This is a genomic window from Streptomyces sp. NPDC111656 (assembly GCF_055656965.1).
In genome coordinates this window covers 91,821-104,954 of record NZ_JBVKCA010000027.1, presented here as the reverse complement: position 1 = coordinate 104,954, position 13,134 = coordinate 91,821, and the positions used below count along the sequence as shown (strand labels likewise).

At 69.1% G+C, this 13,134-nt stretch carries 13 protein-coding genes, 1 tRNA gene and 2 pseudogenes; 6 read left to right on the top strand and 10 right to left on the bottom strand.

Annotated elements, in window-relative coordinates:
• Positions 1-234 precede the first annotated feature (234 nt).
• Complete coding sequence (locus tag ACZ7M3_RS45700; protein ID WP_472071808.1) at positions 235-2,199, bottom strand: NAD-binding protein; 1,965 nt, start codon at positions 2,197-2,199, stop codon at positions 235-237.
• Between the two features lie 112 nt (positions 2,200-2,311).
• Positions 2,312-2,743 (bottom strand): (2Fe-2S) ferredoxin domain-containing protein, encoded by a 432-nt coding sequence (locus ACZ7M3_RS45695; RefSeq protein WP_235613627.1) that lies wholly within the window; start codon positions 2,741-2,743, stop codon positions 2,312-2,314.
• A 48-nt stretch (positions 2,744-2,791) separates the two neighbouring features.
• Between ACZ7M3_RS45695 and ACZ7M3_RS45690 the strand changes: the two are divergent.
• Together ACZ7M3_RS45690 and ACZ7M3_RS45685 are read left to right on the top strand one after the other, a co-directional pair.
• Positions 2,792-3,226: pseudogene (locus ACZ7M3_RS45690) on the top strand (MBL fold metallo-hydrolase); the annotation flags it as partial.
• A gap of 585 nt (positions 3,227-3,811) precedes the next feature.
• Positions 3,812-4,933, top strand: a complete 1,122-nt coding sequence (locus ACZ7M3_RS45685) for a glycoside hydrolase family 3 N-terminal domain-containing protein (RefSeq protein WP_472071806.1) — start codon at positions 3,812-3,814, stop codon at positions 4,931-4,933.
• An 82-nt stretch (positions 4,934-5,015) separates the two neighbouring features.
• On the opposite strand, the gene ACZ7M3_RS45680 is transcribed toward ACZ7M3_RS45685, so the two are convergent.
• The 3 genes from ACZ7M3_RS45680 to ACZ7M3_RS45670 all read right to left on the bottom strand — a co-directional run bounded on the left by ACZ7M3_RS45680 (position 5,016) and on the right by ACZ7M3_RS45670 (position 6,655).
• Positions 5,016-5,363: a hypothetical protein gene (locus ACZ7M3_RS45680; protein ID WP_472071789.1), complete on the bottom strand. Its 348-nt coding sequence runs from the start codon at positions 5,361-5,363 to the stop codon at positions 5,016-5,018.
• 232 nt (positions 5,364-5,595) lie between these two features.
• On the bottom strand, positions 5,596-5,865 hold the full coding sequence (locus ACZ7M3_RS45675) for a hypothetical protein (RefSeq protein WP_452971987.1): 270 nt from the start codon (positions 5,863-5,865) through the stop codon (positions 5,596-5,598).
• A gap of 376 nt (positions 5,866-6,241) precedes the next feature.
• Complete coding sequence (locus ACZ7M3_RS45670) at positions 6,242-6,655, bottom strand: cytidine deaminase family protein (RefSeq protein ID WP_351295511.1); 414 nt, start codon at positions 6,653-6,655, stop codon at positions 6,242-6,244.
• 160 nt (positions 6,656-6,815) lie between these two features.
• Between ACZ7M3_RS45670 and ACZ7M3_RS45665 the strand changes: the two genes are divergently transcribed.
• Positions 6,816-6,890: a 50S ribosomal protein bL37 gene (locus ACZ7M3_RS45665; RefSeq protein ID WP_099504217.1), complete on the top strand. Its 75-nt coding sequence runs from the start codon at positions 6,816-6,818 to the stop codon at positions 6,888-6,890.
• Positions 6,891-7,179: 289 nt separating this feature from the next.
• Here ACZ7M3_RS45665 and ACZ7M3_RS45660 read toward each other — a convergent pair whose 3' ends face one another.
• Positions 7,180-7,650 carry a GNAT family N-acetyltransferase gene (locus ACZ7M3_RS45660; protein ID WP_452971982.1) on the bottom strand — a complete coding sequence of 157 codons (471 nt, stop codon included), beginning with the start codon at positions 7,648-7,650 and terminating at the stop codon, positions 7,180-7,182.
• 899 nt (positions 7,651-8,549) lie between these two features.
• Here ACZ7M3_RS45660 and ACZ7M3_RS45655 point away from each other — a divergent pair.
• On the top strand, positions 8,550-9,035 hold the full coding sequence (locus ACZ7M3_RS45655; RefSeq protein WP_472071787.1) for a hypothetical protein: 486 nt from the start codon (positions 8,550-8,552) through the stop codon (positions 9,033-9,035).
• Positions 9,036-9,070: 35 nt separating this feature from the next.
• Positions 9,071-9,451, top strand: a complete 381-nt coding sequence (locus ACZ7M3_RS45650; RefSeq protein ID WP_261688419.1) for a hypothetical protein — start codon at positions 9,071-9,073, stop codon at positions 9,449-9,451.
• Between the two features lie 68 nt (positions 9,452-9,519).
• Here the strand turns inward: ACZ7M3_RS45650 and ACZ7M3_RS45645 are convergent, their stop codons facing one another.
• On the bottom strand, positions 9,520-9,855 hold the full coding sequence (locus tag ACZ7M3_RS45645) for a helix-turn-helix domain-containing protein (RefSeq protein ID WP_472071785.1): 336 nt from the start codon (positions 9,853-9,855) through the stop codon (positions 9,520-9,522).
• 415 nt (positions 9,856-10,270) lie between these two features.
• Here ACZ7M3_RS45645 and ACZ7M3_RS45640 point away from each other — a divergent pair.
• Positions 10,271-10,786, top strand: a pseudogene (locus ACZ7M3_RS45640) (tyrosine-type recombinase/integrase); the annotation flags it as partial.
• A 95-nt stretch (positions 10,787-10,881) separates the two neighbouring features.
• Here ACZ7M3_RS45640 and ACZ7M3_RS45635 read toward each other — a convergent pair.
• The 3 genes from ACZ7M3_RS45635 to ACZ7M3_RS45625 all read right to left on the bottom strand — a co-directional run bounded on the left by ACZ7M3_RS45635 (position 10,882) and on the right by ACZ7M3_RS45625 (position 13,007).
• Positions 10,882-10,955: transfer RNA gene (locus ACZ7M3_RS45635), tRNA-Pro, on the bottom strand.
• Positions 10,956-10,983: 28 nt separating this feature from the next.
• On the bottom strand, positions 10,984-11,784 hold the full coding sequence (locus ACZ7M3_RS45630; protein WP_472071783.1) for a Pr6Pr family membrane protein: 801 nt from the start codon (positions 11,782-11,784) through the stop codon (positions 10,984-10,986).
• 296 nt (positions 11,785-12,080) lie between these two features.
• The gene (locus ACZ7M3_RS45625) at positions 12,081-13,007 is read right to left on the bottom strand and encodes a metallophosphoesterase (protein WP_472071781.1); all 927 of its coding nucleotides are present in this window, start codon (positions 13,005-13,007) and stop codon (positions 12,081-12,083) included.
• Between the last annotated feature and the right edge of the window lie 127 nt (positions 13,008-13,134).

Below are 13,134 nucleotides of genomic sequence, written 5' to 3'. Positions count from 1 at the left end.
TTGGCGGGGTGCAGGGGCGGAGCCCCGAGGGGGTCCTGGGGCGGCGTCCTTTGGCGGGGTGCAGGGGCGGAGCCCCGCGGGGGTGTGGGGGCGGAGCCCCTGGCGGGGTCTGGGGCGGAGCCCCAGAGGGATGGGACGGGTAGGGGCGGCGGGGGCGAAGAAAATCCCCCCACCCCACTCCCCACGCCAGAACCGGCACCGGCACCGGCCCCAGACACCCCCGAGCCCAAAAACCTACGTACCCGCCGATTCCCGTCGCCGCCGCCCCAACAACTCCGCCAGCCCCCTCCGAGTCGCAGCCAACACCACTCGATCCTGCGCCCGAAGCACATACGTAGAGGGAAGATCCCAGACCAGCCCGGAACCACCCCGCTCACCCCCACCGCTCCCACCACCCCCCACGGCGGACGCCGGTTCACCACCCCGCCGTCCCCCCGACGCAGCCGTATCCAACGCAAGCACCCGCCACGCCCCCGCCCGAAACGCCTCCCCCACAGTCCGCCCCTCCAACTGCGGATGCCCACCCACCACGATGGCCGCGAACAGCAACACCCGCCGCTCCACCGGAATCGCCCCAAGGATCTGCCGCCCCATCATGGCCCCGGCAAACGCGGGCGCCGCCAGATGCGACACGCTACGACTCCGGGTCAGCGCCTGCGGATGCGCGGCCCGCAGGGTCCGATACACGGCGGTGGCGAAGTCGTCGTCGTACAACCGCAGCACCACCCGAAGATCGGGCCGCACGCCACGCGCGTACAACGCGGCCTCCAGATTCGTCGTGTCCGCGCTGGTCAACGCGAGCAGCGCATGCGCCCGATGAATCTTCGCGGCTTCGAGCACACCCTCCTGAGTCACATCCCCCAACACCACCGGCACCCGCAACCGCCGCGCCAGCGCCAGTCCCCGCGCCTCCGGATCGGCCTCGACGCACACCACCGGAATGTTCAGCTCCCGCAGCCGCGTCAGCACCCGCGTCCCGATCTTCCCGACCCCGAGCAGCACCACATGCCCGGACAGCCCCCGCGGCGGCTTGCGCAACGCGGACCCGCTCCGGAACGTACCGAGCGCCTCCAGCACGGCGGCGAGCAGCACAGGCAGCAGCAACAACCCGACGAGCCCGGAGAAGAGCTGAAGAATCTGCCGCCCGATGGGCTCACCGATGGCGGGATTGTTGATGGCGAAGAGATCGAGCAGCGTCAGGTAGGTCGCCTGCAGCGGGGGCTCTCCGGTGACGACCATCGACGCGACCGCCAGCCCCACCACACACCCCACCAGCCCGGCGAACGACCAGCGCAGCCGCCGCGACAGCAGCGAGCCGAAGGGCACGACACTGCGCCCGGCGGACGGCGCGGACGCGGCGTACGACACGGTCTCCAGGACGACGGTCCCGCGCCCGGTGGCCGCCGCCACGGCCCGCTCGTCGGGCAGCAGCCGAGGCCCCTGCGAGCCGCTGCTCTCGGAACCGTCCGCGCCGGCAGGGTCGTTGGTGGTGGCCGACAGCAGCGCGAGCGTGCACAGCCCGGGATCGGCGACCTCGCCGGGCCCCGGCGGCGGCCGCTCCACCGCCCGCAGCATCAACCCATCGGTTTGGACAACCTTGCTGGTCCCGGCGACGGCGGTCGCGGCGAGCGCGGGCGCGGCGGTGTCGGCATCGGACAACACGGTGGTCGACGCATCGAACCCGAGCCCCCCGCTCCCGCCGCCACCGTCCCCCTCACCATCGGCCACGGCCATGGCCAACGCCGAGGCCTGATCGAGGAGTTCCTCGATGTGCTGTCCGAGGCGCCGGTTGTAGAGCCGTATGACGAGCCGCAGCCGCGGATTGAGGCGGCGCGCGGTGAGTGCGGCCCGGATGTTGGTCTCGTCGTCGTCATGGACGAGCGCGAGAGCGGCGGCCCGTTCCACACCGGCCTCGGCGAGTACGGCCTCGGTGAGTTCGGTGGCCTCCAACACCCGCTCGGAACCGGCGGGTTCGGCCCTTGGGTTGGGCGGCCCCTGCGGCCCCTCTCCGTTGCCCGCGGCGCGGTTCACCGCCGCGGACATCCGGTCGAACAGAGTCGAGGCCCGCGCCCGCCCGACCATCGGCGGTCGCGCACTGCGCTGGGTGGGCGGCACGACGAGGGTCACCCGTTCGCCGTACACACCCCGTAGTTCGGCGGCCAGTCGGTGCGCCAGGGCGTCGTCACCGGCCACCACCATGTGCGCGGTCGTGTCGGTCGACGGGCTTTGATACGGAAGGGTCCCCACGAGGGAGAAGAGTGCCGCACTGGGAGGCGTGGTTCCAGAGGGCGGCCGGCGGACCGACATCGCCTCAGCGACGCGTACGGGCCCGTGCCTCGCGCGGCGGCCGGACGAACTGCAACTCCAGCGCGACCGGAGGTTCGGCGACCCCCGGCCCTCCGGCGGACGCCCAACTCACCAGCTCCTCGGTGCAGTCGTCCCCCATCGCGAACCCGATCCAGATCGCCCGCGCACCCCGGCGCCGCGCGTCCCCCGAAGGCTGCACGACCACGACATTGGCCTGGTCGCAGGGCCCGAGACAGTCCACGGTCCGCACCACGAACCGTCCCCCGGACGCCTCGGCCCCCGCCCGCAACCGCTCCAGCTGCCAGGCGTGATCATCGTCGGGATACTTCCGCGGATCGCCACAACAACACCCACGGCAGACGACCAGCGTGCAGGGCCGCGACGCGGCGGCACCGATCGCCACCGTACGAGACCTGTCGGCCGAGGCTCGGTTCAACGGATCGGCTCTCCTTGTCGAACGTACGTCTACAGCCGCAGACGATAGTTGACACCGATACCGTCGATCACTGGCAGGTCCGTTGCCAGTGCCCGCGGATATGGTCTCCAACGCGCGGTCGGCTTGCGGGGGTTCCAGCTCCGAAGGGAATGGTTGCATCCCCGGCCTGTCCGGGGGCGGCCCGGAGATTCGTCCGGGACCCAGTCGACGGTCGGGCTTCGTCGATGGCCAGGAGACAACCTGCCGGCGCCGACCGATCATCCCGAGGCGTGCGCCGGGCCGGGGCGGGTTGCGGCGTCGGCCGGGGGGCTCCTGGTCCAGCGCCAGGGCCGCTGCCTGCTGATCGACGCCGGGCTTGGTGTTGCCGATGGCGACCTGGGTGTCGCCGTCAGCAACAGCGGCGCGCTGCTGGACACCCTGACCGCCATGGGGCACGAGCCGCAGGACGTCGAGGCGCTCGCCCTCACCCACCTGCACACCGACCACACCGGCTGGGGCTTCGTTCGTGACGCCGACGGGAAACTCGCAAAGACGTTCCCGAAAGCTCGCTACCCGGTGACGGAAGCGGAATGGGTCACTTACGGCCGAGACGACATCGACCAGGCGCGCCGGGAGACTTTCCTGACCTGCCGTTTTCCGGCCGAGGGCGCCCTCGCCCCGCACCCGTCCCACGGTGAACCGCGCTGTGACCTGGGTGAAGCGCGCTCGAAGGCAAGCCCCGGCTCACGGTGGCTGGACTTTCGTCCGGCTCCGAGGCGCGAGATCCTGGTACTCCGACCGTGGACCAGCGAGCAAGCACGGGCTGGTGCGCCTCTCACGCGTCGTAAAGCCCACCTCATGGTCATACGGCCCTCAGCGCGACGGGTACCGTCGCGCCTTCCCGAAGGAGGCCGGGCGATGAATCTCCCGTCGTACCGTGACTGCAGAAGAGCGACAGCACCGCCGCGGCTCCCCGGCCGGGCCAGGAACGCACGAAGACTGAGCGCTGTCGCCGCAGTGGCGGCGATGCTCCTGGTGGGCTGTGACACGGGCACTCCCAAGGCGTCTCCGCACTCCAGTGGTCCCGGCGTGTCCCTCGCCCCGTCCTCCACGCCTTCCCACTCCCGTTCGACCTTCGCTCCGGCCCTCTCCGCCTCCTCGTCCTCCTCCTCCGCCGCCACCGCGTGCACCAACAGCACGAAGCTGGCCGGGTGGTCGAACCGGCGGCTGGCCATGCTGACCATCGCCGTCCCGGTGTCGGAGACCTCGGTGTCCGACGCCACGTCCGAGGTGAGCGCCGGTGCGGGCGGTGTGCTGCTGTTCGGCAGCAAGGCGCCGTCCGACCTCGGCTCCCGGCTGACCACCCTGAAGTCCCATGTACCCGGCCATCTTGGCCTGTTGGTGATGACCGACGAGGAGGGCGGCGGCATCCAGCGCATGGCGAACCTCGTAGAGTCCCTGCCCTGGCCCGCGTACATGGGCGCGCACTGGACCCCGGCCCAGATCCAGCAGAACGTCACGAAGGTCGCCAAAAAGATGGCTGCCGCCCAGGTGAACATGGACCTCGCGCCGGTGGTCGACGTCGACGGCAGGAACGTGGCACCCAGCAAGACCAATCCCGATGGGTGGCGGTCCTTCAGCGGCAACACCACGGTGGTCTCCAAGGCCGGTGTCGCGTACATGAACGGGCTGCGCGCCGGAGGCGTGATACCCGTCGTCAAGCACTTCCCGGGCCTCGGCGGCTCCACTTACAACTCCGACTTCGGCCCCGCCCGCACCCTGCCCTGGTCCACCCTGCAGAAGGTGGGCATCCCGCCGTTCACGGCGGCCATCAAGGCCGGTGCCCCGGCCATCATGGTCTCCAACAACATCGTGCCGGGCCTGGGCACCAATCCGGCGAGCCTGTCGCCCACCGCCATCAGCTCCGAGCTGCGCGGCAAGATGGGGTTCAAGGGGCTGGTGGTCACCGACTCGCTCAGCGCCAAGGCGATCTCCGCCGCGGGATTCAGCGTCCCCGCCGCCGCCGTCCAGGCCCTGCGCTCCGGCGCCGACATGGTCATGTTCGACCTGCGGGGCAACGTCAGCTCCCAAACGTCCTCGATCGCCACGGCGATCACCAATGCGGTGAGTGGCGGACACCTCTCCCGCAGCCGCCTCATCGACGCGGCGGGGCACGTCCTGGCCGTCCGGCACGTGAATCTCTGCTCCTGAGCCCGACCGGAGCGCATGGCCCTTGGCTCACCCGACTCGGTACTGGCCACCGCTGGGGTCGCTGACGGGTGGCTCGGGTCGGCTACGGGCTGGGAGGCAGCTGCACTTCGCTGCTGTACGGCTGCGCCGGCACCTCAGGAGTTGTGCCCGGACTCCGGGCGAGCATCATCAGATACAGGCCGGCGATGCCGAATGCCGATCCTCCGTAGAAGAGCACGTCGCCGCTGTGGGGGGTGAAAATGATCGTTTGGTCCATGAGCTGCATGGCGAAGAAGAGGCCGAGGATCAGCTCGCCCCAGCCCCAGAGGCGTGGCCGTGCAATCGAGCCTCTGAGCCAGGGGAGCAGCCAGGCCGTTGTCACGGCAGCCAGGCCGGGCCCGAAGCAGATCGTCGCGGCCAAGATCGCCACTGCCCATTCAAAGGTGTCCACGACTGAAGACCCATCCCTCACCACGTCGGCTCTGCGGCTCGTTCCAGCAGCGTAGAGAGCATGTCAGGCCAGTCATACGACGGGAATGGACAGCGGCGGTTGTTGGCGCGATCTTCGCCCGGACCGGTGGAAACTGAGCAGGCCTCCTGCACCCACAACCCGCCCCGGGGCGAACCGAGCGCGACATCGCGGCGCGCACTGACTCGACAGGGGAGTACTCGACAGGGGAGTACTAGAGCACGATGATCACGACACCTCCGTGGTTGAAGAAGCGGTGGTGGTCGAAGCGGTGGTCGAAGCGGAACCCGTGGTGGTCGAAGCGGTGGTCGAAGCAGCGTCCGCCCCAGTCACCGTGGTCGCCGCACCAGTTGGTGGTCACCTGAGTGTGCACGGCAGGGGCTGCGGCGGCGGCCGTGCCTGCCGTGCCGATCGCGGCGCCGCCGGCCATCAGAATGCCGACCGCGGACACCGCGGCGAGACGCCTCGCGCGTTGTGCTCGCATGATGGATGCACCTTTCCTCCACCGTCTCGCGCGGCTCTCAGCGGCACGAGGTGGACAGCCGCAGCCGAAACGAAGAAGCGGCGCGGTCGCAGGCGTCGCCCCGCACAGACGAGGAGCACGTCTTGCAGCCAAGATCCCCTCTGTACGGGAACCAGCCGACCGGGGCGTATCCCCAGGTTGCGGCTCGCTTATCAGTACGTTGACGGCGCCCTTTTGGATTGCGGCGTCGGCTTTGGATTGCTGCGTCGGCCGAAAGTCCGCGAGGTGCCTGCTGGGACGGTCCGCAGGTGTCAGTGGTTGTCCGCCGCCGTGCGTCGCCGTTGTCACGCAGTGGACACTCACCGAGGCCGGCGCCTGGAAGGCTCCCGTGGCGCGGTTACTCGGCGTCGAGCTGGTGGTCGGCCCAGATGTAGCTTTCGGGGAGCAAGTCGGTGATGAGGACGGTTCGGATGCGGTCGTCCTCGCCGACGATGACCTTGAGGGCAGGGAAGTAGTCGAGAAGGACCTGACGGCACCGGCCGCACGGGGGGACAACTCCCCGGTCGCGGTCGCCCACGGCAACGATCGTGTCCAGCTCGTAGGCGCCCTGGGCGGCTGCCGCGCCGATGACGACCAGCTCGGCGCAGGGTCCTCCCGTGAAGTGGTAGGCGTTCACCGCCGTGACGATCCGGCCGTCCCGGGCGCGGGCCGCGGCCGCCATGGTGTGGTTGTCGCCCTGGCAGCGAGTGCGAGCGACGTGCTCCGCGGCCTGGATGAGTTCGTGGTCGAGGGGGTGGATCTGCGGGGTCATCTTCTCCGCCTTCATCAGGTGTCAGGCGACGTTGACCCGAGTGACGATGGCGTGCAAGCGAATATCCGCGGTGTGCCCGCGGCACCCCTGATGCGGACATCCCGGTCCAAATCTAGACTGGCGAAGGCATAGAAAGTATCGAATTAGGGAGATATGCACCATGGCCAAGCGAGGGAACAAGCGACGCGGCCGTAAGAAGAAGAAGGCCAATCACGGCAAGCGTCCCAACGCCTGAGCCAACCGAGCGGAGGGCCGCGGGGTCCCATGTCTTCGCCGCCCGGATCGAGGTCAAGGACTGGGACCCGCCGCGGTGCGGGAGCACGGCAAAGAGCCGGACCCGACGAGACCGAGGCCGGCTCTTGAAGCCTGGGTACCTTCCAGGGTTGCGCAGGAAACGTTCGAACCTGCGCGCGGGGGCATCGACTTTCCAGGCACTCACCGGCTCTGCCCACCGGCTCTGCCCACCACCTTCTTCGTCATGTGACCACCGGCGGTCAAAACCGTCCGCGGTTCCCCGTGTGAGCTCACTGAGCGGGGAAGGCGAGCCGCAGAACGATCTCACCGTCGTCCAACTCCCCGGTGGGCTCGAACCCGAACTTCTGGTAGAAGGGCCACGGTTCGCCGTCGCCGGGCTCGTAGCTGGTCAGCAACTCGGTGGCGCCGTCCGCGCGCACGAGGGCGGCGATCTGCGTGAGCGCCTCTTCGCCGATTCCTCGCCGCTGGTACCGCTTGTCGACGAGGAGGCGCCAGATGAAGTGCCGCCCTTTGAAAGGACCGGACGGCGGCTTCCACGACAGCATCACGAAGCCGACTGGCTCGTCGCCGCGGTACACGGCGCGATACCAGGGATTGGCCTCCGGTTTCTTTGCCGCCTCCTTGAGCGACTTGGACACGGAGGCGACGAACTGCTTCTGGTCACGTCGGACCCGCAGGGCGCGTACGGCTTCCCGGTTCTCGTCGGTGATCTCCCGTAGGTGCACACCTGGGGATCTCATGCCACACCTCTTCCGCATCCGGCAGCCGCGCCATCCGAACCGACGTGAAGAGCCACCACCGGGCGGCATCCCCTTGTGCGTACGCGTTGTCGAGGACGCCAAGTCGGACGTCTTCGCAGCGTATTCGACACGGGCGATATGGAGCGCGACTGGCACGCCGGACTGTGACCGCGTCCGAGGCAACTCCTCGTAGCGAGCAACTCGACCTGACGTGGCGATGCTCGTGCCCAGAGGCTGTCCGATCGGGCTCACAGGGGGCACACGTGCCCTTCTACGGCATCCCAGACCGCGAGTCCGATCCGGAGGACACCGGCCGCGCCCGAACCGTCCACCACCCCGCCCGCGTCACCAGGACTCGGCCTGCAGGAACAGCGTGATCACTTCCGCGAAGAACCAGATGGAGAACACCAGACACGCAAGCCACAGCCCCCACAGGACCCAGCGGACCTCTCGTCGTATGCGCACGAGCGGATCATCCCCCCTCGGTCCTGGCCTTGTCACCGGCCCGGTGCTCGCTCGGCGCGTCGTGAAGGCCGCACGCATACGCCGCTCCTGACCGTCTGCGAGGTGACACTGTGGTCGTACCCGGGCGTCCGAGCAGGGGCCTCTGGCCCAGTCATGTGTCGCCGGGCGCGGAGTTCCCGATCTGCACGGCCATCCTGCGACCGGGGTACCGCATGGGCGAACGCCTGCTGCGACCGGCGGTGGTGAGGGTGACGGGGCCGCCGCCCGGACGAGAACCGTCTGGCGCGGTGCCGTTGCCCGAGGCTCAACTGCCGTAGAACCAAAGGGCACTGCCCTTCGGGATACTGCCCGAAGAGACAATTCCGTCCCCTCACGCCCCCTCATACGCTCCATGGCGTCGATCTTGACAACCCATGCGAAGAGGGGATTCCCGCGTGACCATCAGGACCGCGATACGCGGGACCACAACGCTTGCTCTGTTCAGCTCCGTCTTCCTCGGCAGCCTCGCCGGAACCGGCGTCGCCGCCCCGGCTGCCCCGGCTGCCTCCGTCCCCCAGTGCAAGGGCGAGTTCAAGCACGCCGTCTCCAACGTGAAGTTCGCCCGCATGCCCAACGGCCGGCTCACCTGGAGCTTCAACCTGACCGCTGCGACGAAGAGGAACCTCGGCTCCCTGGTCAACGTCTCCATGCCGCAGGCCTTCGTCTCCGGCCACGAGATCAACCCGCCCTACGGCCCCCACACCCGCTCGAGCAGCTACGACTTCCACTCGAGCATCAAGAGCTACCAGCGCAAGGGCGGCGGCAGTAACTTCACCATCAAGACCAATGACGAGATCAGCTTCTTCTGGCTGATCAAGAGCATCAGCCACCCGAGGTCCGGTGCCTACCGCGCGATCACGTGCAAGGTAGCCTCGGCCTGATCCCGCACACGGGGACAGAAGGGGCGATGAGTCGGATGAAGAACGTTCCCGTTCTGGGCGGACGCCACGAGCTGACCATCGAGGGCTTCGCCGCCACCACCGAACACATGGAGCTGCGTTACCACCTCACCCCCCCTCTTCCTCAGAGCGAACCCGACGAGGAGAACGAGGTCGGCAACCACGAGCCGTACGTCTTCCTCGCCCTGGAAGCGCTCGACGACGTCGGCAACGAATACCTCGATTCGGGAGGAGCCTTCGGCCTCTCACCCGATGGCAGCGCCACCGAGGGTTCCCTCTCGGTGCAGCCCGGACCGTACGCGGACGCCCGTTCGGTCACCCTGCACCTCATCCTGTTCGACGGCACACGCGAGGAAACCCACGACTTCACGTTCCCGCTCGAAGCCGCCGCCGGATAACGCACGAGTACCCACGGCTCAGCGGCCCTCCCGCCGGGGAAGGCCGCCGAGCCGTGCAGGGCCGTCGGTCACGCGGCGGACGGCAGGGGTGGATCCTCGGCCGCCGTCACCGCGTGCCGACATGCGCAGTGCGTGTCGGTGCACAGCGCGTGATGTACGAGTACGGAGAGCACCGCGGCCTGCAACCGCGTCTGCTGACCCAGCTTGTCCACGATCCGCGCGATGTGGGCCTTCACCGTCCGTTCCGCGATGCACAGCTCCTGGGCCAGTTGCCGGTTGCCCAGGCCCGTGCCCAGCACAAGAAGTACTTCCTTCTCCCGCTCCGTCAGACGATCCAGTCCGAAGATCCCCCGCACCGGATCGGCCCCCGTACGGCGATAGGCGCAAGTCGACCTGTTGGTCATGGCAGGTCCTTCCTGATACCGCCGTCCAGCAGAGCCCCGTGCCCCGGTGCGGCGGTGGTCATGGTCAACCTGGCGCCGGCCACTGCATACCGTCTCCCGGCGGCTGAGGTTCGCCGCTCACCGAGCCCGCGTGCAGCCACCCGCCCGCGTCGCTCGCCGCCTTCACCATCACCTCGAACGCCGGCCCCTCGAAGAACTCCGCCTCGCTGACTGTGAAGACACGGTGGACCCGCCCCAATGGGCAAGCTCGGCCACCCGATCCCGGAGGAGCCCGACGGACGCCGCGGACACGTTGCCGCCGGCTGATGAGGACGAGATCGGCAGGCGCACGACTTCTTCGTCTCGAAGCAACCTGGGCGGGGGCCCTGCCTTGGGTTGATGTGCCTCTCGCCTGTGCCGCTGGTTCGCAGGCGTCCACGTCTTCCTCAGGTGCAAGCCGGACGCCGAGCCGCCGCAGCCCCCGCACATCGCGGTGTGGCGTTCGGTCCGGCGCGGCGGGGACACGAAGACTCGGAAGTCCCGGCGCACGCTCGCTCTGCCGGCGCGCTGCGCCGAAGCTCTCTGGCAGCAGTTCGAAGATCAGGGCGGGGAACGGCTCGCCGCTGACGACGCGTGGGAGGAACACGGGCTCGTCTTCTCCTCGGCCGCGGGCAAGCCGCTCGACGCGACCAACGTCCGTCGCGCCTTCCGCCAGGCGCTCAAGGACGTCGACGGGATCAGCGCGGACGAGTGGACGCCTCGGGAGCTCCGGCACAGCTTCGTGTCCCTGCTCTCCGGCCGGGGCGTCCCGCTGGAAGAGATCTCCCGACTCGTCGGTCACTCCGGCACGACCGTGACCGAGGAGGTCTATCGGAAGCAGATCCGGCCCGTGATCCACACCGGCGCCGTGGTCATGGACGGCATCTTCGGCGCCGTCCAGCAGCGGCAGTAGGCGCGCAGGAATCGATAGGCACGCAGATAGGCACGCAGCAACGCCAGAAGGCCCTTACCGATCCGGTAAGGGCCCTCTGAACTGCTATTTAGCTGTCGGGGTGGCGGGATTTGAACCCACGACCTCTTCGTCCCGAACGAAGCGCGCTGCCAAGCTGCGCTACACCCCGATTGTCGCTGCTCTCGTGGCGACGTCGTTTACTTTAGCCCACCGGTGGCCGGAGACGAAATCCGGTTTGCGGGGCGTCGGCCGCGGCGGTGGAACGGGTCGGGGCGGACGTGGTCCAGGGCGATGACGAGGAGGGCGAGGGCGTAGAAGGCGACGCCGAGGATCGCGGTGTTGCCGAGGATGCCCACGTAGCCGTGCCGGTCGACGTCGACGAAGGGGTAGAGGTAGCGCGCCGGGGTGCCCGGCGGCAGCATCTCTCCGCGCACGAGGGAAAAGACCAGGTAGGCGAGAGGGTAGACGAGCCACGTCGTCGCGTGCCGGACGGCGAACGGTGCCGGGCGGGTCAGCAGGAGCCAGTCGATCACCGCGGCGATGGGGATCACCGTGTGCAGGATCTGGTTCGACATCGCCTGCCAGCCGGTGTGCGGGGCGATGCCCCCGGTCATGGAGAAGCCGCTGGAGGGGTCCGCCAGGATCAGGTGGTAGACCAGGCCCGTGATCGAGATGTAGAGCAGCGTGCCGCCCATGAGGGCCGCGGGCAGCGGGCGACGCGCCGCCCGTGCCCGCCGGGCCGAAGCGACGAAGACCACCGCCACCAGCAGGTTGGCCTGGACGGTGAAGTAGCTGAGCACGTGGGGCGGACTGCCCAGGCGCATCTCGATGGCCACGCCCGCGGCCGCGACGAGGGCGACCAGGAGGCGGAAGACGGCCACCAGGGGGCGGCGCACCGGGGCCACCACTGCCGTCGCCGGGACGATGAAGGGGGTCGGCGGGAGGATGCCCGGTATGGCGGGCAGGTCGGGTATGTCCCTGGGGAGAGGTGGGATCATGTCCCCACGCTAAGCATGGGGGGCGAATCGGGCGATATAGGTCACCCGGATGGGTGACGGTCGAGCGCGGACCCGCGCCCCATCAGCATCAGCATCGACAGCTACATCCATCAACGCTGCGATCGACCCGAACGACGCGGTTGACCCCGACGACCTCAACGACCCCGGCGACCCGATCGGCCTGCACGGCGCCGTCGCCCTCGGCGCCGCTTCCGCTCGCCCCCACGCTCGACCGCCGCACTCCGGCCGACCCGCATCCGTCCGGTCCACCGCCCTCCGACCTGCTGCCAAGCGACCTACTGTCGAGCGACCAACGTCAGCAGTGACGCCTCCGGCGGGCACGCGAACCGTACCGGCGTGTAGCGGTTCGTACCGCAGCCCGCCGAGACGTGCATGTACGACGTCTGCCCCTCCGCCGTGTGCGTGGACAGGCCCTTCACGCGGTCCGTGTCCAGGTCGCAGTTGGTGACGAAGGCGCCGTAGAAGGGGAGGCACAGCTGGCCGCCGTGGGTGTGACCGGCCAGGATCAGGGGGTAGCCGTCCGCCGTGAACGCGTCGAGCGCACGCAGGTACGGGGCGTGGACCACGCCCATCGAGAAGTCGGCCGACTCCGACGGGCCGCCGGCCACGCGCGCGTACCGGTCTCGTTTGATGTGCGGGTCGTCGAGGCCGGTCAGCTCGATCTCGGCGCCTTCTATCTTGAGCGTCCCCCGGGTGTTCGTCAGGTTCAGCCAGCCCGCCGTGTCGAAGCCGTCGCGCAGGTCTTCCCACGGGTTGTGGATGACGCCCACGGCCGGCCTGTTGCCGTTCAGACCGTGGCGGCCCTTGGACTTCTCCAGCAGGTACAAGGCGGGGTTGCGGGGTTTGGGGCCGTAGTAGTCGTTCGAACCGAAGACGTACGCACCGGGGAACTCCATCAACGGGCCGAGGGCGTCCAGGACTTCGGGGATGCCCTCCGTGTCGGAGAGGTTGTCCCCGGTGTTGATGACGAAGTCCGGGCGCAGCCCGGCCAGGGAGCGCAGCCAGCGCTGCTTCTTGCGCTGACCGCTCACCATGTGGATGTCGGAGACCTGGAGGACGCGCAGCGGCCGCATGCCTGGTGGCAGGACCGGGACCGTCACCCGTCGGAGGCGGAACGAGCGGGCCTCGAAACCCGCCGCGTACAACAGTCCGGCGGCGCCCACCGCCGCGATTCCCAGGGGTACTCCGTATTGCGCGCGCATACGTCCATCGTGTCAGACCCCGACAGCCCCGCGTTCCACCCTGTGGACAGCCTCGAACCTGTGGACAGCCTCGCGCCCATCGACGGGGCGTCCCAGGGCACGGCACTGAAATCAGCAGGCGACCGCC

Excerpts from the sequence above, each read along its gene's own strand:
- ACZ7M3_RS45700 (WP_472071808.1), bottom strand. The coding sequence starts at position 2,199 with ATGGTGGTGGCCGGTGACGACGCCCTGGCGCACCGACTGGCCGCCGAA.
- ACZ7M3_RS45675 (WP_452971987.1), bottom strand. The coding sequence starts at position 5,865 with ATGCGAGCACAACGCGCGAGGCGTCTCGCCGCGGTGTCCGCGGTCGGC.
- ACZ7M3_RS45670 (WP_351295511.1), bottom strand. The coding sequence starts at position 6,655 with ATGACCCCGCAGATCCACCCCCTCGACCACGAACTCATCCAGGCCGCG.
- ACZ7M3_RS45660 (WP_452971982.1), bottom strand. The coding sequence starts at position 7,650 with ATGAGATCCCCAGGTGTGCACCTACGGGAGATCACCGACGAGAACCGG.
- ACZ7M3_RS45650 (WP_261688419.1), top strand. The coding sequence starts at position 9,071 with ATGAAGAACGTTCCCGTTCTGGGCGGACGCCACGAGCTGACCATCGAG.
- ACZ7M3_RS45645 (WP_472071785.1), bottom strand. The coding sequence starts at position 9,855 with ATGACCAACAGGTCGACTTGCGCCTATCGCCGTACGGGGGCCGATCCG.
- ACZ7M3_RS45630 (WP_472071783.1), bottom strand. The coding sequence starts at position 11,784 with ATGATCCCACCTCTCCCCAGGGACATACCCGACCTGCCCGCCATACCG.
- ACZ7M3_RS45625 (WP_472071781.1), bottom strand. The coding sequence starts at position 13,007 with ATGCGCGCGCAATACGGAGTACCCCTGGGAATCGCGGCGGTGGGCGCC.